At 62.4% G+C, this 19,219-nt stretch carries 17 protein-coding genes; 4 read left to right on the top strand and 13 right to left on the bottom strand.

Translation table 11 applies throughout. From position 1 onward, the window contains the following. Positions 1-37: 37 nt before the first annotated feature. From tatC to OOJ09_RS11355, 9 genes are all read right to left on the bottom strand, one after another. Entirely contained in the window at positions 38-913 is an 876-nt protein-coding gene (gene tatC / locus OOJ09_RS11395; protein ID WP_269905313.1) for a twin-arginine translocase subunit TatC, read from the bottom strand. Further along, complete coding sequence (gene tatB / locus OOJ09_RS11390) at positions 910-1,632, bottom strand: Sec-independent protein translocase protein TatB (RefSeq protein WP_269905312.1); 723 nt, start codon at positions 1,630-1,632, stop codon at positions 910-912. Before tatB ends, tatC begins: the two co-directional genes overlap by 4 nt. A gap of 29 nt (positions 1,633-1,661) precedes the next feature. Then, on the bottom strand, positions 1,662-1,883 hold the full coding sequence (locus tag OOJ09_RS11385; RefSeq protein WP_013895102.1) for a twin-arginine translocase TatA/TatE family subunit: 222 nt from the start codon (positions 1,881-1,883) through the stop codon (positions 1,662-1,664). A gap of 168 nt (positions 1,884-2,051) precedes the next feature. Then, on the bottom strand, positions 2,052-2,816 hold the full coding sequence (gene scpB, locus OOJ09_RS11380) for an SMC-Scp complex subunit ScpB (RefSeq protein WP_269905311.1): 765 nt from the start codon (positions 2,814-2,816) through the stop codon (positions 2,052-2,054). After that, on the bottom strand, positions 2,813-3,613 hold the full coding sequence (locus tag OOJ09_RS11375; protein WP_269905643.1) for a segregation and condensation protein A: 801 nt from the start codon (positions 3,611-3,613) through the stop codon (positions 2,813-2,815). Before OOJ09_RS11375 ends, scpB begins: the two co-directional genes overlap by 4 nt. Before the next feature lie 60 nt (positions 3,614-3,673). Continuing rightward, entirely contained in the window at positions 3,674-4,693 is a 1,020-nt protein-coding gene (nagZ, locus tag OOJ09_RS11370; RefSeq protein ID WP_269905310.1) for a beta-N-acetylhexosaminidase, read from the bottom strand. Positions 4,694-4,845: 152 nt separating this feature from the next. Then, positions 4,846-8,151 (bottom strand): SPOR domain-containing protein, encoded by a 3,306-nt coding sequence (locus OOJ09_RS11365; protein ID WP_269905309.1) that lies wholly within the window; start codon positions 8,149-8,151, stop codon positions 4,846-4,848. A 103-nt stretch (positions 8,152-8,254) separates the two neighbouring features. Further along, positions 8,255-10,012 (bottom strand): arginine--tRNA ligase, encoded by a 1,758-nt coding sequence (gene argS, locus OOJ09_RS11360; RefSeq protein ID WP_269905308.1) that lies wholly within the window; start codon positions 10,010-10,012, stop codon positions 8,255-8,257. A 73-nt stretch (positions 10,013-10,085) separates the two neighbouring features. Then, positions 10,086-11,300 (bottom strand): deoxyguanosinetriphosphate triphosphohydrolase, encoded by a 1,215-nt coding sequence (locus tag OOJ09_RS11355; RefSeq protein WP_269905307.1) that lies wholly within the window; start codon positions 11,298-11,300, stop codon positions 10,086-10,088. Between the two features lie 76 nt (positions 11,301-11,376). Between OOJ09_RS11355 and erpA the strand changes: the two genes are divergently transcribed. The 4 genes from erpA to OOJ09_RS11335 all read left to right on the top strand — a co-directional run bounded on the left by erpA (position 11,377) and on the right by OOJ09_RS11335 (position 13,351). Continuing rightward, on the top strand, positions 11,377-11,724 hold the full coding sequence (gene erpA, locus OOJ09_RS11350) for an iron-sulfur cluster insertion protein ErpA (protein ID WP_111547384.1): 348 nt from the start codon (positions 11,377-11,379) through the stop codon (positions 11,722-11,724). A 10-nt stretch (positions 11,725-11,734) separates the two neighbouring features. Beyond that, on the top strand, positions 11,735-12,127 hold the full coding sequence (locus tag OOJ09_RS11345) for a VOC family protein (protein ID WP_269905306.1): 393 nt from the start codon (positions 11,735-11,737) through the stop codon (positions 12,125-12,127). A gap of 7 nt (positions 12,128-12,134) precedes the next feature. Then, positions 12,135-12,929 (top strand): exodeoxyribonuclease III, encoded by a 795-nt coding sequence (xth, locus tag OOJ09_RS11340; protein ID WP_269905305.1) that lies wholly within the window; start codon positions 12,135-12,137, stop codon positions 12,927-12,929. A gap of 122 nt (positions 12,930-13,051) precedes the next feature. Further along, positions 13,052-13,351: a hypothetical protein gene (locus tag OOJ09_RS11335; protein ID WP_333474465.1), complete on the top strand. Its 300-nt coding sequence runs from the start codon at positions 13,052-13,054 to the stop codon at positions 13,349-13,351. A 52-nt stretch (positions 13,352-13,403) separates the two neighbouring features. On the opposite strand, the gene OOJ09_RS11330 is transcribed toward OOJ09_RS11335, so the two are convergent. The 4 genes from OOJ09_RS11330 to OOJ09_RS11315 all read right to left on the bottom strand — a co-directional run bounded on the left by OOJ09_RS11330 (position 13,404) and on the right by OOJ09_RS11315 (position 19,107). Then, on the bottom strand, positions 13,404-14,243 hold the full coding sequence (locus tag OOJ09_RS11330) for a tetratricopeptide repeat protein (protein WP_269905303.1): 840 nt from the start codon (positions 14,241-14,243) through the stop codon (positions 13,404-13,406). Continuing rightward, on the bottom strand, positions 14,230-15,954 hold the full coding sequence (ilvD, locus tag OOJ09_RS11325) for a dihydroxy-acid dehydratase (RefSeq protein ID WP_269905302.1): 1,725 nt from the start codon (positions 15,952-15,954) through the stop codon (positions 14,230-14,232). The genes OOJ09_RS11330 and ilvD overlap by 14 nt, the downstream gene beginning before the upstream one ends. Before the next feature lie 285 nt (positions 15,955-16,239). After that, entirely contained in the window at positions 16,240-17,454 is a 1,215-nt protein-coding gene (locus OOJ09_RS11320) for an OmpP1/FadL family transporter (RefSeq protein ID WP_269905301.1), read from the bottom strand. A gap of 378 nt (positions 17,455-17,832) precedes the next feature. Further along, complete coding sequence (locus tag OOJ09_RS11315; protein ID WP_269905300.1) at positions 17,833-19,107, bottom strand: OmpP1/FadL family transporter; 1,275 nt, start codon at positions 19,105-19,107, stop codon at positions 17,833-17,835. Between the last annotated feature and the right edge of the window lie 112 nt (positions 19,108-19,219).

The following is a 19,219-nucleotide window of genomic DNA, read 5'->3' as shown; positions in this document are numbered from 1 at the left end:
GGCGGCTGTTGTTTTCCGCCGTTAGCACTCTGTTGCCTTACGAGGCCGCCGGCGCCGGTGGCTCGTCCGGTGCTTTGTCCGCCACGGCTTCCGCGGCGTCCTGCTTCTCGCGCGCCACCCGCTGCCTTTCCTGGTCGCGCTCGATCCACCGCGCGGCCCAGATGGAAACCTCGTAGAGCAGGATGGTCGGAAGGGCCAGGCCGATCTGGCTCATCGGATCGGGCGGTGTCAGCACCGCCGCGACAATAAAGGCGATGACGATCGCCCATTTGCGTTTCTCGGCCAGTCCCTTGGACGACAGCATGCCGACCCGCGTCATCAGGCTGGTCACCACCGGCAGCTGGAACACCAGGCCGAAGGAAAAGATCAGCGTCATGATCAGGCTGAGATATTCCGACACCTTCGGCAGCAGCGAAATCTGCACCTGATCGTCGGTGCCGGCCTGCTGCATGGCGAGGAAAAACCACATCACCATCGGCGTGAAGAAGAAATAGACCAGCGAGGCGCCCATCAGGAACAGGATGGGTGACGCGATCAGGAACGGCAGGAAGGCGTTGCGCTCGTTCTTGTAGAGGCCGGGCGCGATGAATTTGTAGATCTGCGTGGCGATCAGCGGAAAGGCGATGACCATGCCGCCGAACATGGCGAGCTTGACCTGGGTGAAGAAGAATTCCTGCGGTGCGGTGTAGATCAGCTCGACCTTGTGCGGATCGAGCCCCGCCCACTTCGTCGCCCATTTGAACGGGACGACCAAAAGGTTGAACAGCCTCTTGGCGAAGAAGAAGCAGATCAGGAAGGCGACGAAGAAGCCACCGAGCGACCAGATCAGCCGCCGGCGCAACTCGATGAGATGCTCCATCAGCGGCGCCGACGATTTTTCGATCTCGTCCTTTTCCTTGTCCGAAACGCTCACTTGGCGGCTCCAGCCGTCTTCTTGGCCACCGGCTTCTTCGCCGCGACCGGTTTCGGCTCGGCTTTCGCCACGGTCTTGGTCGCGACCGTCTTGGCCACGGCCGGCTTCGCTGTTTTGGGCAACTCAGGCTTTGACGCCGTCACCACCTTCGCCGACGCCTTGGCCGGCGCTTTTGCCGCCGGCGTCGCCTTTGCAGCCTTGGCCACTTTCTTCGCGGATGCCTTCGGCGCCACGACCGGTTCGGTGGGCGCGGACGATGTCACCACCGATTCATCGGTCATGGCCGGGAAAATCGGCGCTGCTGGCGCGGCTTCCGGCCCGTTGACGCCAGGCATGGTCGTTGCGCCGTTCTTCAAGGGTTCGGCCGCCTGCGGGGTCGAAGCGGCAGGTGCTGCAGGATCGGCGGCCGGCTTCGGCTTCATCGCCGCATCGACGCCCGAGCGCACATCGGCCGCCGCCTGCTCGAAGGGATTGAGCTGTTTGCGGATCTCGGCGGCCGGGCTGAGGTTCCTGAGTTCGTCGACCGACTTCTTGACATCGTCGAGCTCGGCTTCCTTCAGCGCTTCGTTGAACTGTTTCTGGAAATCGGCCGCCATGGCGCGCAGCTTGGCCGTCGTGCGGCCGAAGGTGCGCAGCATGTTGGGCAAATCCTTGGGCCCGACGACCACGATCATGACGATCGCAATCACCAGCATTTCGGTCCAGCCGACTTCAAACATGGCACTCTGTTCCGACTAGAACCTGTGGCTCAGCTCTTGCTGGCTTTTTCCTTCACGGCCGAGACGGTCTCGTCGGCACGGTGTTCGACGGTGCGCTTGTCTTCGGCGACGTCGTCGTCGGCCATGCCCTTCTTGAAGCTCTTGATGCCCTTGGCCATGTCGCCCATCAACTCGGGAATCTTGCCGCGGCCGAACACCAAAAGCACGATCACCAGCACGATCATCCAATGCCAAATCGAAAATGAACCCATAGCAAATCTCTCTCGAATGTTTTCCCTGGCGATGATCTATGCGTTTTCGCGTTGGGATTCAAACACAACTGCGACAGAGTTTATGAAAGGGTGGCGGATGTCACGCATTTTCGACACCATGGCCGCTACGAATCCGCGCATCCTCGACAAATGGGCTGCAATTGCCAGTCAATCTTCCGTGACGCGCGGCGTCAGCAGGCCGAGTTCCTCGAGATCGATGTCGGTCAGCGCATCCTCGTCGTCGGTCAGCGCGTCGGGATCGGCCGGCGGCTGCGGAATGGAGAAATTCGACGGCATGCGGCCTGAAAGCAGCCCGGCGCCCTTCAGTTCCTCCATACCGGGAAGATCCCGGATTTCCTCCAGCGCGAAATGGTCGAGGAACGTGTCGGTCGTGCCATAGGTGACGGGACGGCCGGGCGTCCGACGCCGACCGCGCATGCGCACCCATTCCGTTTCCAGCAGCGTGTCGAGCGTGCCTTTCGAGGTTTCGACACCCCGGATGTCCTCGATCTCGGCGCGCGTCACCGGCTGGTGATAGGCGATGATCGCCAGCACTTCGAGCGCGGCGCGCGACAGCTTGCGCTGCTGCACCGTGTCGCGGCTCATCAGGAAGGCCAGATCGCCGGCGGTGCGAAATGCCCAGGCTTCGCCGACCCGCACCAGATTGACGCCGCGCCGTGCATAGATCTGCTGCAGTTCAGCCATGGCGACGGCGACGTTGATGCCGTCAGGCAGGCGCGCCGCGAGCTGCTTTTCGCTGACCGGCTCAGCGCTGGCGAACACGATCGCCTCGGCCATGCGCACGGCTTCCGCCAGATGCAGCCGCTCGGCCGGGTTCTGTACCTGCTCGGCCGGCTCCTCGGAAAACAGCGCCTCATCCGGTTCGTCACCGACCTTGAACGGGAGAACCGAAGCGTTGGCGCGTTCGCTCATGATGCCACCTCGACTGCCTTGATTGCCTGCACACGGCCGCGCAGATAGATCGGCGCGAACACTTCGTCCTGCCGTACATCCATCTTGCCTTCGCGCACCAGTTCCAGCGTGGCCGCAAAAGAGCTCGCGATCGCCGTGCGCCGCTCCTCGGGGCTGGTCATGTACTCGATGAGAAAACTTTCCAGCGTTGCCCAGTCATGCAGAGATCCGACCAGCCGGGTCAGGATATCGCGCGCATCCTTGAGCGACCACACGCCGCGCCTGGCGATCGTCACATTGTTGATGGCCTGCTTCTGCCGCTGCTGGGCATAAGCGGTCAAGAGATCGTAGAGCGACGCCGAATAGGCGTTGCGCCTTTCGACGATGACCATTTCCGGCATGCCGCGCGCAAACACGTCGCGGCCGAGCCGATTGCGGTTGACCAACCGCGCCGAGGCATCGCGCATGGCTTCCAGCCGCTTCAGCCGGAACTGCAGCACCGCCGCCAGTTCCTCGCCGCTTTCGCCTTCGTCGCCCGGCTGCTTGGGAATGAGAAGCTTCGACTTGAGGAAGGCCAGCCACGCCGCCATCACCAGATAGTCGGCGGCAAGCTCGAGCCGCAGCGCCCTCGCCGTCTCGACGAAGGTCAGATATTGCTCAACCAGCGCCAGGATCGAAATCCGCGCCAGATCGACCTTCTGCGTGCGGGCGAGATGCAGGAGCAGATCGAGCGGACCTTCGAAGCCGGCCACATCGACGACCAGCGACGGGTCGCCAGTGACGCGTGAATCGTCGTTCTCGGCCCACAGACGGTCCATCGGTGCGGCCTTCGCGGCCTTGCTTTCCAATGTCTCCGCCACTTCCTCTCGCTTCCTTTGTCAGGCCACCGCGTCGAAATAGGTGGCGAATTCCGCACGTATCTCGGCTTCTTCAGCCGCGTCGCTTTTCCTTATATAGGTCAGCGCCCGCTTGGCGCGCTCAAGCGACGTTCCTTCAAGCCCGGTGGTGCGCGACGCGATGCCGGCCATCTCCTCGAAAACACCGTTACAGTGAAGGACCAGATCGCAGCCCGCCGCAAGGATCGAGGCCGCCTTTGTCGGGAAATCCCCAGAAAGTGCCTTCATCGAGGTGTCGTCGCTCATCAGCAGCCCGTCGAAACCGATCTCGCGACGGATGATCTCATCGATGACCTTTCCGGAAGTCGTCGCCGGGTTGTTGGGATCGATCGCGCTGTAGACGACATGCGCCGTCATCGCCATCGGCAGATGGTTGAGTTCCCTGAACGGGGCAAAGTCATGCCGTTGCAGATCGCTCAGCGAGGCATTCACTATCGGCAATTCGAAATGCGTGTCGGCAAAGGCTCGCCCGTGGCCGGGAATGTGCTTCATGACCGGCAACACCCCGCCTGCCATCAGGCCTTCGGCCGCGGCCCGGCCCAGTTCGATGACGGGGCGCGGCTCCTTGCCGTAAGCACGCGCGCCGATGACGTCGCTGGCGCCTTCGATCGGCACGTCGAGCACCGGCAGGCAATCCGCCGTGATGCCGTAGCGCAAGAGATCGAAAGCATGCAGCCGCGCCATCAGCCACGCCGCGCGCGCGCCGGCGTCGTGATCGTTGCGCCACAACGCGCCGAGCGCGCCGCCGGCCGGATAGTTCGGCGCCAGCGGCGGGCGCAGGCGCTGCACCCGGCCGCCCTCCTGGTCGATGAACACCAGCGCGTCCGGGCGTCCGATGCAGTCGCGCATCTCGGCGACCAGATCGCGGATCTGCTCGGTCTCGCCAATGTTGCGCGCAAACAGGATGAAAGCCCAAGGGCATTCATTGCGATAGAAATTGATTTCTTCGCGGGTGAGCGATTTCCCGGCACAGCCGAGGATCATGGATTTTGATTCGGTCATGTCAGGAGTCTAAGGCTTCGCGCGATCAAAGGGAATCGTCCCGGGCCACATGCGGTCAAACGTCAGATCTGCCTCCACACGAACAAGTCAGGGCACATGAAAAAGCCGGCGTGGCCCTTGGGTCACGCCGGCTTTGATTGGTTGGTCAGGTCCTAGCGCGACACGAAGCAGTTGCCGCCGGCCGCCTTGTAGCTGGTGCACAGGTTGATCGCATCGTTGCGCGACTGCGCGGGCACGCGGACGCGGTAGAACGTACCCTTGCCGGCGATCTCGGCCTTGACGATGTTGGCGGTGCGGCCCGCAAGCACGCTGCCGTAGCGGCGCTGCAGGTCCTGATAGCTGGACTGGGCGCTTTCGACCGTCGGCTGCGAAGCGATCTGCATCGACCATGAACCCCCGCCGCTCGCGGTTGACGACGGATCGATGGATGCAACCTGATCGGGCTTCACCTCGCCGACGACGTCAACCGGCTGGTCGGACGGGCGCTGCGGCGCGACCGGAACCTTGGCCGGCGTGTTGGCCGACTGAGCCTTGGCCTCAGCCTTGGGCTTGGCTGCCGGCTTGAGCGCCGGCTCGACATCCGCCTGGACGGCGGCTGGCGCCACGGTGCCAGTCTGGTCCGCGTCGGCCTGTGCCGCCGGGCCGACATGCTGCGGCGCCGGATCGACCGGCTCGGTCGCGGCCACCTGCGGTGCGGCGGGCGCCGGATCCTCGCGCGGCACCAGCGAACCGTCGGATTTGACCACCATGGTCCTCACCTTGCGCGGCGCGACCGCGACGACATCGGCGTTCGTCCCCTTGTCGGCATCCTGCAGCACCTGCGCGATGCGATCCTCGGATTTCGGCGCCGGAGCGGCCGCAACGGCATTGCCAGCCGCATCCGCACCATCAGCGGCGGCGGTGGTATCATCGGCCGTCCCCGGCGAAAGATCGATGGCACGAGCTGGGTCCTTCGCCTGCACATCCACCGGCTCTTCGGTGTTGGTGACCAGCTTTTCCTGGACCGGCTCGGCGGGCTTGGCCCCCTTGGCCACCGCGTCGTAGACCTTGTTGTCCTGGTTGGGCACCACGGCGCCGCCCGGATTTTCCGGCTTGACCTTGATCGGCGTGTTGTCGGCCTTGACGATCACCGGCGCTTCGCTGCCGCCCTTGCCGCCGAATGACAGCGCAAAGGCGCCGAGGCCGCCAGCCACCGCCACGGCGCCGATAATCGCGGCAATGAACATGCCACGCCCACGTGAGGATTTTGCGGCTTCCCGCTCGCCGAGCCCCGGGACAGACATCGCCTCGTCCAGCTCGGGATCGTAGTCTAGCTCATCGACGGTGAAATCGTCCGCCTGTGAAGCCGGCTGGCTGCCGGGCAGGTTGTCGAGGTTGAAGCCGTCAGCGGCATCGGCATAGCCCATGGGCGTTGCCGCGCGGGCAGGCATTTCCATCGGCCGCGCCGCATAGGTCCGCGCTTCCGGTTGATAGCCCGGCTTGAGCCCCTCATAGCCCGGCTTGATTTGATCATAGACCGGCTTGACTTGGTCATAGCCCGGCTTGAAACCGGCATTGTAGGATTCATCGTCATAGGATGCACTGGGGGCGCTGGCCGCCGGAGCGGCAGCGACATCCACCGCGTTCATGTCGGTGAGAAGACTGGCGAATTCGGCATCGAGATCGTCATAGCCAGACGCCGCCGGCTCATCTTCCTCGAAGTGCAGTTCCGGAATGTCGAGATCGTCCGCCAACGCCACGACACGTTCCGGCACATCGACTGTCTCGACATCGGGCATTTCTTCGTAACGCGCGGGCTGTCGCGACTGCGGCACGGATACAGGGGCTGCAGGGGCGGCAGTCTCAACCGACTCGGCCGGACGGTAGGACGGCAGGGCGGCCACTGACGTCGCCGCGGCCATGGATGCCATCGAAACGGTCGGCTGAGCGGCAAATGCCGGCTGTTGCGGAACCGGTGTCACGCGGCTCCACGAGCGGGCAGGTTCTGCCGGTGCGGAACGCTCCGCCAGCCAATCGAGAGAATCAGCCTGATCTTGCCGGGAAGCGGCCACATCACGCGGATCGAGGCTTTTGGCGAGCGCTGCGTCGAACGCATCATTGTCGAAATCGATGTCAGCCTGTCCGGCGACATCCGAGCCCAGATCCTGGCTCTGAAGTTCATCAAGCAGCAGATCGTCGAGATCCGCTTCGGCGGCTTGGGCGGCGCCAGGATGTTGCGGCTCATCAAGCGCGGGTTCGTCAAGATCCCAGTCGAGGTCGCCAACGGGATCAGTCTGTTCACCGGCGCTTTCTGCCGCGGCTACAGCCGGCTGAACAGCGACGGCTGGCTGAACCATGGCGGCCTCCCTGGCCACCGGCGTCGTGTGCGCGGTCATGGCGCCCAGCAGCGCGTTCAACTCGTCTTCCAGGCTTCGTTCATCCGCGATGGGGGCATGCGCCGGCTCGATCACAGTGGCAGCCGGCGCTGCCGGCTGAACCGCGGCGGCGGCAACTTCGGCGACCGGCTCTTCGTCCGTGTCGACGAACGCATCGTCGAAGTTCAGGTCGAAAGCATCGTCCGACGCCTTTTCGGAGCTGTGGCTTTCGCCCTTCGCGTCCACTTCATCAGCGAGCAAGTCATGCGTTTCCGGCACATCGAAAGCCACCGGTCGATGCGCGGCAAGATCGAAATCCATGTCGACATCAGCCATGGCATCGTCCAGGTGACCGGCGAAATCGCCGCTGGAGATCGCCTGGCTGTCACTCGCGGCTGCCTGGGCCGGCATGGGGTACGCGACCGCATCCGCCGCCTTGTAGGACTGCTCCGCGGACGAATGGTCGTCCAGCATCAGCTCGTCCTCGAGCGAAATCGCTACCGCATCGTCGAATTCGGGATCATGGGCCGGCTCGACAGAAGCATGCATGTCGGCAACGGCAGCAACGTGCTGGGCTTCGTCATCGATCCGGAAATCATGATCGAGCGACGCCGCGAGCTCGTCTTCCATCGGCTGGTCGTCTTCGAATGGCGAAACGTCTTCGAGCGAACTGGCGACGGCATTGTCGAAATCGGAGCCGAAAGCCGCCTCGACGGATGGCGCGGTTTCGGCAGCGGAGAGATCGGCACGATCAACGCTGGTTGCATGATCGTCGAAATCCGCCATGTCCAGATGGAAATCGTCGTCGAGCGACACAGCTAGATCTTCGTCCGCCGAACTCACGGCAGCCGTTTCGAATGCCGGCTCATGAGCCTCGGCAACCAGAGCGGCGTCGCTGTCATCAGCGCCGAACTCGCCCATCAGTTCCTTTTCGAGGTCGATGTCGAAATCGCCCTCTTCCGCCGGCTGATCGGCGACTGCAGGCCCTTGCGGCCTGACCGGCTGGCGCGGGTCGAATCCCATGATCCTGGTCAGTTCCGCGAACGGATCATCGTCGGCGATGTCGTTGTGGTCGGCTACTCTCAGCTGGGTTCTGTCTGCCATTATTGTTCCCGAACTCGCACTCATTCGGACGCCATGGACGTCGCGTAGGGTTGGCCCTTACCAGCGCAATGTGGGCAAAAGGTGACAGGTTTTTTAGTCAAACCTAACGCATTTCGGTGGGCGCGGCGGCTCCGATCAACGTCAGGCCGGACGTCAGAACGTCCGAAACAGCCTGCACCAGCCCTAGTCTGGCATGCGTCAATTGTCGGTCGTTAACCTTAACAAAACGTAAGTCCGGATTATCGGTACCCCGGTTCCAGTGTCCATGGAAACTGGAAGCCAGATCGTAGAGGTAAAATGCCAGCCGATGCGGCTCGAGCGCAAGTGCCGCGGACTCGATCAGGCGTGGATATTCGGCAAGCTTGCGGATCAGGCCGATCTCGCCCTCGTCGGTCAGCGATGTCACAGCGCCGGCAAGGCTGGCGCGGTCGAAATTTGCTTCGCCCAGTTGCTCGCTCGCCTGCCGGAACACCGAATGGCAGCGTGCCGAGGCGTACTGCACGTAGAACACCGGATTGTCCTTGGACTGCTCGGTGACCTTGGCGAAGTCGAAATCGAGCGGCGCATCGTTCTTGCGATAGAGCATCATGAAGCGGATCGCGTCGCGGCCAACCTCCTCCACCACTTCGCGCAGGGTGACGAAATCGCCGGAGCGCTTCGACATGCGCACCGGTTCGCCGTCGCGAAACAGCTTCACCAGTTGGCACAACAGCACCGTGAGCTTCACTTCGTCGCCGGCAATCGCGCGCGCCAGCGCCTCCAGCCGCTTGACATAGCCGCCATGGTCGGCACCAAGCACGTAGATCAGATCGACGAAGCCGCGATCGACCTTGTCCTTCAGATACGCCACATCGGCGGCGAAATAGGTGAAAGAGCCATCGGACTTGACCAGCGCCCGGTCCATGTCGTCACCGACGGCCGTCGAGCGGAACAGGGTCTGCTCGCGGTCCTCCCAATCGTCGGGCTTCTCGCCCTTGGGTGGCGGCAGCTTGCCCTTGTAGATATGGCCCTTCAGCGTCAGGTCGTTGATCGCCGAGCGGATCTTCTTGGCATTGTCGGCGTGCAGCGTGCGCTCTGAAAAGAACACGTCGTGATGCACGTTGAGCATCGCCAGATCCTCGCGGATCATGGCCATCATCGCATCGATGGTGCGGTCCTTGACGATGGCGAGAGCCTCGTCATCCGGCATCTGCAGCAAGGAGTGGCCAAATTCCTTGGCCAGCGCCTGGCCGACAGGGACCAGGTAATCGCCGGGGTAGAGACCGGCCGGGATCTCGCCGATATCCTCGCCAAGCGCCTCGCGGTAACGCAGCACAACCGAACGGCCGAGCACGTCGATCTGCGAGCCGGCATCGTTGATGACATATTCCTTGGTCACGTCGTAGCCGGCGAAGGCCATCAGATTGGCGAGCGCGTCGCCGACCACGGCGCCCCGGCAATGGCCGACATGCATCGGGCCCGTCGGATTGGCCGAAACATATTCGACATTGGTTTTCCGGCCACCGCCAACCGTCGAACGGCCATAATTGCGGCCTTCGCCGAGCAGTGCGGTAAGATGCGCTTGCCAGAAACCGTCCTTCAGCCGGAGATTGACGAAGCCAGGCCCGGCCACTTCGGCGGCGGCGACATCCTTGTCGTCCCGCAGCGCTTGCGCCAGCCTTTCGGCCAGCACGCGCGGATTCTGGCCCGTCGGCTTGGCCAGAACCATCGCCGCATTGGTTGCCAGGTCGCCGTGGCTGGCGTCACGTGGCGGCTCGACGGCAATGCGCGACAGGTCGGGCGAAACGCCCTCATTGTCTTTCAAATCAAGTGCTTCGACGGCTTTTGTGATTCGCGCGGTGAAATCGGCGAAAATGTTCATTGGTCTGACTCTGGGTCTGGCGCTGGCGGCTTGCAGGGAATCCGGCTCGTTGGCCGGCAAAATCGAGCCCGCCCTAGCTCAAATCCGGCGTATGGTCAAACAAACGCCGGTGCTCCTTGAGCGCGTAGGTGTCGGTCATGCCGGCCAGGAAATCGGCGACGCTGCGCGCCTTGATGCGGTCGTCGGCCCGATCCAGCCCCTCGCGCCAGCCGTCCGGCATCGCGCGAGGGTCGGCGAAGTAGGCGTCGAAGAGGTCCCTGACGATCTGTTCGGCGTCGGCGCGCACCCGCATGACCTCCTCGTGCCGATAGAGATGCTTGTAGAGAAATGCCTTCAGTTCCTTCTCGGCCGCGGCCATCTTGGTCGAGAAGGTGACCATGGTCTCGCCCGCCGCCCTCACCGCGTCGGCGCTTCGCGGCCTGATGCGCTCCAGATTGGCGGTCGTCGACTTGATCACATCCTCGACCATGGCGGTGATCTGCCGGCGCATCAGTTCATGGCCGGTGCGCACGGCATCAAGCACTGGATAGCGTGCCCGCACGCCTTGCAGGATCGTTCCCGGCAGCGAGACAGCCTCCAGCATGTCCAGCGTCAGCAGCCCTGCCCTCAGGCCGTCGTCGATGTCATGTGTGTTGTAGGCGATATCGTCGGCGATCGCCGCGCACTGCGCCTCGATGCCGGCAAAGCGGTCCAGCTCGAGGTCGTGCAGTTGTGAGTAATCACGGATCGCTTGCGGCACCGGCCCTTTCAGGCCCTTGCCGTTGGCGTCCGTCATCGGCCCGTTGTGCTTGACCAGGCCTTCCAGCGTCTCCCAGGTCAGGTTCAGCCCGTCGAATTCGGCGTAGCGCGCCTCCAGCCTTGTCACGATGCGCAGCGATTGCGCGTTGTGGTCGAAGCCGCCCCATTCCGCCATTTTCTCGTTCAGCGCATCCTCGCCGGTGTGGCCAAAGGGCGTGTGGCCGAAATCATGCACCAGCGCCACCGCCTCGGCGAGATCCTCGTCGCCACGCAACGCTCGCGCCAGGGCGCGGGCGATCTGCGCCACTTCGATCGAATGGGTCAGCCGGGTGCGATAATGGTCGCCCTCATGGGCGATGAAGACCTGCGTCTTGTGCTTCAGCCGCCGGAATGCCGTTGAATGGATGATGCGGTCACGATCGCGCTGGAACGGCGTGCGGGTCGGGCTTTCGACCTCGTCGAAAAGCCGTCCGCGCGACTTCGCCGGGTCGCAGGCATAGGCCGCGCGTGGCCGATAGCCGAATCCGATGTCGCCAAGCTCATTTGTCATAGCTGATGCCGCCGCAGTTGACTTGCCCCGTCGCGCTTCATACCTATCATGTGAAACCGAAAGCAAGGTGACGCCCATGGGCGCGGATGCCAAGACTGCCATGAAAGTCGATATGACCGAGGCCGCCGCCAAGCGGATCGCCAAGATTGTCTCGGGGCAAGCCGGCAAAACGGCGTTGCGCGTTTCGGTCGAAGGCGGCGGTTGCTCCGGCTTTTCCTACAAGTTCGATCTGGTCGACACCCGCAACGACGACGATGTAGCCATCGAGAAGGATGGCGCCACGGTGCTGATCGACGACCTGTCGCTGGTCTATATGGGTGGTTCGGTGATCGACTTCGTCGACGACCTGATGGGCCAGTCGTTCCAGATCCGCAATCCGAACGCGGTCGCCTCCTGCGGCTGCGGCACCAGCTTCTCCATCTAGCGATAGTGCGATGCCTGCCATCGGCGCGGTCCGTCAGATCGCGCTGTCGGCCGGACGCGACCTCGACGCGACATTGGCCTTCTGGCTCGACGTGCTCGGCATGGACCTGCATGCGCGCTTCGATCCGCCGGGCATTGCCTTCATCATGGCCGGCGATGTGCGGTTGCTGTTCACTGACGGCATACCGGCTGGAACCGTCTATCTCGACATCTCAGGCCTTGACGATTTCCATGCCCGGGCGAAAACCGCGGGTGTGCCGTTCACCGCGCCGCCGACGCTCGTCCACCGCGACACCGAAGGCCAGTTCGGTCCGGCGGGGGAAAGCGAATGGATGGCCTTCCTAAAGGACCCGGCCGGCAATACGATCGGCCTCGTCGAACGCCATCCGCCGCAAGAACAATGAGACCGTCATGAAAATCGTCACCTGGAACATCAACGGCGTCCGCGCCCGCATCGGCAACCTCACCCATTGGCTGACCGAGAGCGCACCCGACATCGTCTGCCTGCAGGAGATCAAGACAGTCGACGACCAATTCCCGCGCGCTGAGATCGAGGCGCTTGGCTACAATGTCGAAACCCATGGCCAGAAGGGCTTCAACGGCGTCGCCATCCTGTCGAAGCTGCGCTTCGACGAAGTCAATCGTGGCCTGCCCGGCGACGATGCCGACGAGCAGGCGCGTTTCATCGAAGGCGTTTTCTCGACCGACAAGGGCGCGTTGCGCGTCGTCTCGCTCTATCTGCCGAACGGCAACCCGATCGATGACGAGAAGAAGTTCCCCTTCAAGCTGTCCTGGATGGCACGGCTGGAGCGCTGGGCCGAGGATCGGCTCAAGTTGGAGGAGGCCCTCGTGCTTGCCGGCGACTACAACGTCATTCCCGAGCCGATCGACGCGCGGTTTCCGGAGAACTGGCTGGGCGATGCGCTGTTCCAGCCGCAGACGCGGCAGGCCTTCCGCCGGCTGCTCAATCTGGGTTTCACCGAGGCGGTGCGCGCCGTCACCGACGCACCCGACACCTATACGTTCTGGGACTATCAAGCCGGCGCGTGGCAGAAGAACAACGGCATCCGCATCGACCATTTGCTGCTGTCGCCGGAGGCCGCCAACCGGTTTTCATCCGCCTCGATCGAAAAGCATGTGCGCGCCTGGGAAAAGCCGTCCGATCACGTGCCGGTGGCGATCGATCTCGCGCTGCGGCCGGCCTGACGGTCTTCTACCGCCGCGGGTGTGGTAAATACCACCCCGCCTCGCGCGGTGATACCGGCCCCAACCCTCATATCGCCACAATCGCGCCCTTGACTTGGGATCAGCGTGGCGGCTGGGTTTCCATGACCATACGATTTGCTCTTTGTCCGATCGGCCTGGCATTTGCCATGGTCGCACCTGCAGCGGCACTTGCCGCCCAGGAATGCCTGGCCAATGGAAAATCGTACCCACTTGGCCAGGTCGCATGCCTGACGGTTGCCGACAAAAGCCATCTTGCCCGCTGCGAGATGGTGCTCAACAACACGTCGTGGACGAAGATCCAGGACAGCTGTCCTGAAAACACGCTGGCGCCGCACCCGCATGTCACGCCGATCTCGACACCGGCCCCTAGCATGGTGCCGACGGAACCGACCGAGAACTGATCAAGATCCAGAATCGAGTGTGGCGGTGGGTGAGGCCTGCGTGGCCGCGACCCTACTGGTCGGCGTTGCCGCCCTTGGTGAGGATGTCATCCGCCAGCGAGATCGCGGTGCGGCGGTCGGCTTCGCCGGCGGTGGCAAATGCCTCTTCCTGCATGCCGCGGATCCAGGGCTGATCGGCCGGCGAAGCGCGTTCGAGCGCCGCGGTCATCATCGCCAGGCCGCGAACGATCTTGCCGCTCTGGAACAACAGGTGGCCCAACGTCGCCTGCGCGCCGGCATGGCCCTTCTCGGCGGCGAGTTGGAACCAACGCCCGGCCTGCTTGACGCTGGCCTTCACGCCGCCCTCGCCCTTCAGGAACATCTGCCCCATCTCGAACTGCGCGTTCGGATTGCGATAGTTGGCGGCGGCGCGCATGTAATATTCCTGGGCCGCCACCTCGTTCTCGGTGACCGGGCTGCCGGGAATACCTTTGCGCAGATAGTCGCCGAGCGCCACCAGCGCGTCGGAGACATAGCTTTCCTCGGGCGAGCCGGGCTCGACATCCTGGTCGACGATCTCCGAGAAGAACTTGAACGCCTCATAGTCGTCGCGCGCCACGCCGTCGCCTTCGGCATACATGCGCGCAAGCTTCCAGGTGGCGCCGATCTGGCCGTTTTCGGCGGCGTATTTGTAGGCCTCCGCGGCCTGCTCCTTGTGGCCGTTCTTGTAAGCGGAGAAGCCGAACTGGAACACCGCCCACGGGCTGGACTGCGGCTTCACCCCGGTCTTGTCATCGAACACCTTGTCGTCGAAGGCCATGGCCTGGCCCACGGCGCCAAAGATCGCGCCAAAAATGGCGAGCACGACCAGTGCCGGAAAGACAGACGACCTCAGCAACTCAGATGTCCGCATAACAGTGTGTTTCTTTCGCACCACCGGGATGGGTGACCGCGCCATCGCGCGCCGGCCCTACCGTCTGTGCATATTTCCAAATCGCGCCCGATTGATAATCGGTCGTGCGCGCCTTCCAAGTCCTTGCCCTCTCCGTCAGTTCGGTCGCCGACAACGCCACGTCGATCGTGCCATTCACCGCGTCGATCGAAATCACGTCGCCATCCCTGAGCAACCCGATCGGGCCGCCAACGGCTGCTTCCGGCCCGACATGGCCGATGCAGAAACCGCGCGTCGCGCCCGAGAAGCGCCCATCGGTAATCAGCGCCACCTTGCCGCCCATGCCCTGGCCATAGAGAGCCGCCGTCGTCGACAGCATCTCACGCATGCCGGGGCCGCCGCGCGGCCCTTCGTAACGGATGACGAGAACCTCGCCTTCCCTGTAGTTGCGATGCGTCACCGCCTCGAAACATTCCTCCTCCGAATCGAAGCAGCGCGCCGGACCGGAGAACTTCAACTCCGACATGCCCGCGACCTTGACGATCGCGCCTTCGGGGGCAAGGTTTCCCTTCAAGCCCACAACGCCGCCGGTTTGAGTAATGGGTCTGTTGGCCGGGCGGACCACGTCCTGATGTTCATTCCAGGCAACGTGCTCCATATTTTCGGCCAAAGTGCGGCCAGTCACGGTCAGGCAATCGCCATGCAGGTAGCCGTGGTCGAGCAACGTCTTCATCAGCAGCGGAATGCCGCCCGCCTCGAACATGTCCTTGGCGACGTATTTTCCGCCGGGCTTGAGGTCGGCGATGTAAGGCGTCTTCTCGAAGATCTTCGCCACATCGAACAGGTCGAACTTGATGCCAGCCTCATGGGCGAGCGCCGGCAGATGCAACGCCGCGTTGGTCGAACCGCCGGTGGCGGAGACCACGGTCGCGGCATTTTCCAGCGCCTTCTGGGTGACGATGTCGCGCGGCCGGATATTTTTCGCGATCAGTTCCATGATCTTTTCGCCCGAGGCGAAATTGAAACGGTCGCGCATCTCGTAGGGCGCCGGCGCGCCGCAGGAATAGGGCAGCGCCAGACCGATCGCCTCGGCGACCGTGGCCATGGTGTTGGCGGTGAACTGGGCACCGCAAGAGCCGGCCGAAGGACAGGCCGCCTGCTCGATCTCAAGCAGCTCGGAATCGCTGACCGTACCGACCGAATGCTGGCCGACCGCCTCGAATACATCCTGCACGGTGATCTGGCGGCCGCGATAGCTGCCGGGCAGGATCGAGCCGCCATAGATGAAGATCGACGGCACGTTGAGACGCACCATGGCCATCATCATGCCGGGCAGTGACTTGTCGCAGCCGGCGAGGCCGACAAGCGCGTCGTAGCAATGGCCGCGCATGGTGAGTTCGACCGAATCGGCGATGACCTCGCGCGACACCAGCGATGACTTCATGCCCTGGTGGCCCATGGCAATGCCGTCGGTGACGGTGATGGTGCAGAATTCGCGCGGCGTCCCGTTGGCGGCCGCGACGCCCTTCTTGACCACCTGCGCCTGGCGCATCAGCGAGATGTTGCAGGGTGCCGCCTCGTTCCAGCAGGACGCGACACCGACCAGCGGCTGCGCGATCTCGGCCGCCGACAATCCCATCGCATAGAGATAGGAGCGGTGCGGCGCACGCGCCGGACCGACGGTCACATGACGGCTGGGCAGCTTTGCCTTGGAAATGACTCTGGCGTCCATACTCTTCCTTGCCGCGGGCGGTGCGGCCTGCCCCATCGCCGAGCCTTTTGGCGCGTGTCCCGAGACAAGATCGAGGTGCGCCGGGTTTATGGCGGGAAATGGGCAATTCCCCCGGCCTGACTTTTAGCGCAGGGGTTGTTCAGAAAGTGTTGCCAAAACACAACAATCGCACGAGGCAAAAGCCGTGCGGCTTATTTGCAACGCAGCCTGGATACCGGAAACACCGCCTGTCCAAACAGAAAAAGCCGGGCATTGCCCGGCCTTTTTGTTAAAACTTTCAGCGGTTTAGAACTTGATCTTGAGACCGCCGGAAATTGCCGTCACGAGATCGTTGCCGAAGTCGTAGCTGGCGTCGAGGCCGGCCACATAACCGTTCTCGCCAGCCAACGTGCCGGAGTGGCCACTGGTCATGACGCCAATCGCACCGGCCAAGCGAACTTCGATATTCGGTGTCGGCGTATAGGCAACGCCACCGCCGAGCGTCCAGGTATCGGACTGCGCGCCATAGCCATGCGAGGTGCCGCGATCCCAGGAAAGCTGGCCGGCGGCACTCCATGCATCGTTGAACTTGTGACCAATGCCACCGGTGACCGTCCAGCCATCGCGATACATCAGGTCCAGCGATGTCACAGCAACCGGAGAACCAGTGACGCATGACGAAGCGGGAAAACCCACTGGGCAGATCGGGACGCTTTGCAGCAGGCTCCAGTTGACCCACTTGACCGAGCCGAAGGCGAGCCAGCCGGGGGCGATGCCCGATTGCAATTTCAGTTCCAACGAGTCCGGCATGTACTCCGTCGCACCGAAGATCGGGGTAGGACCTCCTGGCAAAGTGAGTGTGCCTGAGATGTTGTCAAGCTTGACCTGCGAGTTGTAGACCAAGCTGGCGCGGAGAGCGATATCAGGGATTTCGTAAGCAATGCCGGCGCGCCAGCCCCATCCGCTGGCCTTCAGATCAACACGACCTGTCAATGCCGGAGTGAGGTTCACCAAGCTTTCCTTGAACCCCGAGATGTCCTGATAGAACAACCCTCCGATAAAGCGGATCTGGCCCTTGCCAGCATCCATCTTGTAGGAACAGGTACCTGCGTAGTTGTTGCTCTTGATATCGGTTTCTATGTTGGAAAACGCGCCGTTCCACGTACTGCCCGGCGCGGTATGCGCACCCCAAGGCTGCGAATAGTCGACCATGCAGTCGACGCCTTGCACAACCTGGACCTTGGCTCCAATGCGCGGGACCCAATAGCCCTCGGCTCCGTCGGCGGTGCTGCTCAAGCCGAGATTGGTCCCCCCTGGTCCGAGCGCATTCTTGTACTTGCGGTCCGGCATCACGTAGGTCGATTCCGCTTCGGTGGCGAAGGGTGCCGGGTCGAACAGTAAGTCGATGTCGTAGCCGCCGCGCTCCAGGCCACCGGCATGCACCGGATGCATCGCCGTCCCGATCAAAGCCAGCGAAAAGCACCCCGCCCCCAGCAGCGCCTTCAGTCGCAAATTGCTCATGAGTCCCTCCCCGAATTCGAAACACAACCTAGCAAGAACCAATTCGCATGGGTGACGCAACAACGATTTCAAGAGGCGTACGTGTACATATTTTCCGACCGCATTCTTGACCCAGGGCCGGTCGGCAAAAAAACCGGTCCGTGCGCGGTGCGTCCTCAAAAAATTCAGGAAAAACGGCCCAAAACGGTCCGGGGACGACGCCTCTGGCGGTCATTTGGCCATTGTTGCATTATGGCAACAACAGGACGAAAACTTCCGTTTACGTCAACAGTAGCGCAACTGAATGCGGGCTCCAGGCGGTTTTTCGAGAGCCGGCTGGATGGCCCAAAAAAGACAGAAGCCGGGCATTGCCCGGCTTCTGTGGTTAAGTCCAATAGCTTACCACTTAACCTTCACGGAGGCCGAAAGGGCAGTCACAAGGTCATTGCCGAATGTATAGGAGGCGTCGGTGCCGTGTGGATGCCCCTGCGGATCGTTTTCCGCGCCGACAGAACCACTGGTCAGAATGCCAACCGCGCCGCCGAACCGAACCTCAACATTCTTGGTCGGCGTGTACGACGCACCAGCAGCAACAGTCCAGGTATCGGTCAAAGAGCTCAACCCAGTCGTCGTGCCGCGATCCCAGGTAAGGGTCGCCCCACCGCTCCACTGTTCATTGAACTTGTGGCCGATACCGCCGGAAACTGTCCAGCCGTCTCGATAGAGGAGATCCAGCGAGGTGGCAAAGCCGGGGCCGCCATATGCACATGACAACCCAGCCGCTTTGATCGCTGTAGAGCAGAAGCTGACAATCCCGAGTTGGCTCCAATCGACCCACTTGACCGAGCCGAAGGCAAGCCAGCCTGGCGCGATACCCGACTGCAGCTTGAGTTCAACCGATTGCGGCATCGACTGGTTGCCGAATACCGGGATGGGTGTCGAAGGCTGACCAGGAACCTGGCTCAGGTCCAGCGTGCCGGTGATGTCGCCGAGATCGACCGCGCTGTTGTAAACCAGACTTGCCCTGAACGCGATCTCGGGAATCTCATAGGCGGTACCGATACGCCAACCAACGCCATGACCGGCGAGATCGAGCCGGCCAACACCGCTCAGCGTGTTGATTGGGAAAGGAAAGATACTGGTATCTTGAACCAGTCTTTCTTTGAAACCATCGACTTCCTGATAGAAAACGCCGCCGATGAAACGAAGTTGCCCTTTGCCGGCGTCAAATTTATACGAACATGTCGCGGCATAATTGTCACTATTGATCTTGGTTTCGATGTTGCTGTTTGCTCCAGCCCAATTCGATCCCGGCTTGGTGTGAGCCCCCCAGGGTTGTGAGTAGTCGGCCATGCAATCGATTTGCTGGCCGATGCTTGCCTTGAACCCGATACGCGGGACGAAATAGCCTTCGGTCTCGTCAGCCGAGTTTGGCCGGCCGTTGAGGTTGCCGCCACCGGGCGAACCATTTCCCGTTTGCGTATCGACAACATTCTTCAATTTCCGGTCAGGCATCACATAGGTGCCTGAAAGTTCCCCCACGACAGGAGCCGGATCGAACAGCAGATCAATGTTGTAACCGCCGCGTTCCAAGCCGCCAGCGTGCGCCGATGCGACCAAAGCCAATGAAAAGCACCCTGCCCCCAGCAGCGCTCTCAGACGCAAATTGTTCATAAATATCCTCCCCGAATAACTAGTGGCTCAAGCTAGAACCAATTCAGGTTAACGCTGCAACAACGAATTCATGAGGCGTACACGTACAGGCCTGGCGAACGCATTTTCGACA

Source organism: Mesorhizobium qingshengii (genome assembly GCF_027563465.1).
In the GTDB taxonomy this organism is placed as follows: Bacteria; Pseudomonadota; Alphaproteobacteria; order Rhizobiales; family Rhizobiaceae; genus Mesorhizobium; species Mesorhizobium qingshengii_A.
Note: the sequence above shows the minus strand (reverse complement) of the source record. Positions and strands in the feature narration are given on the sequence as shown.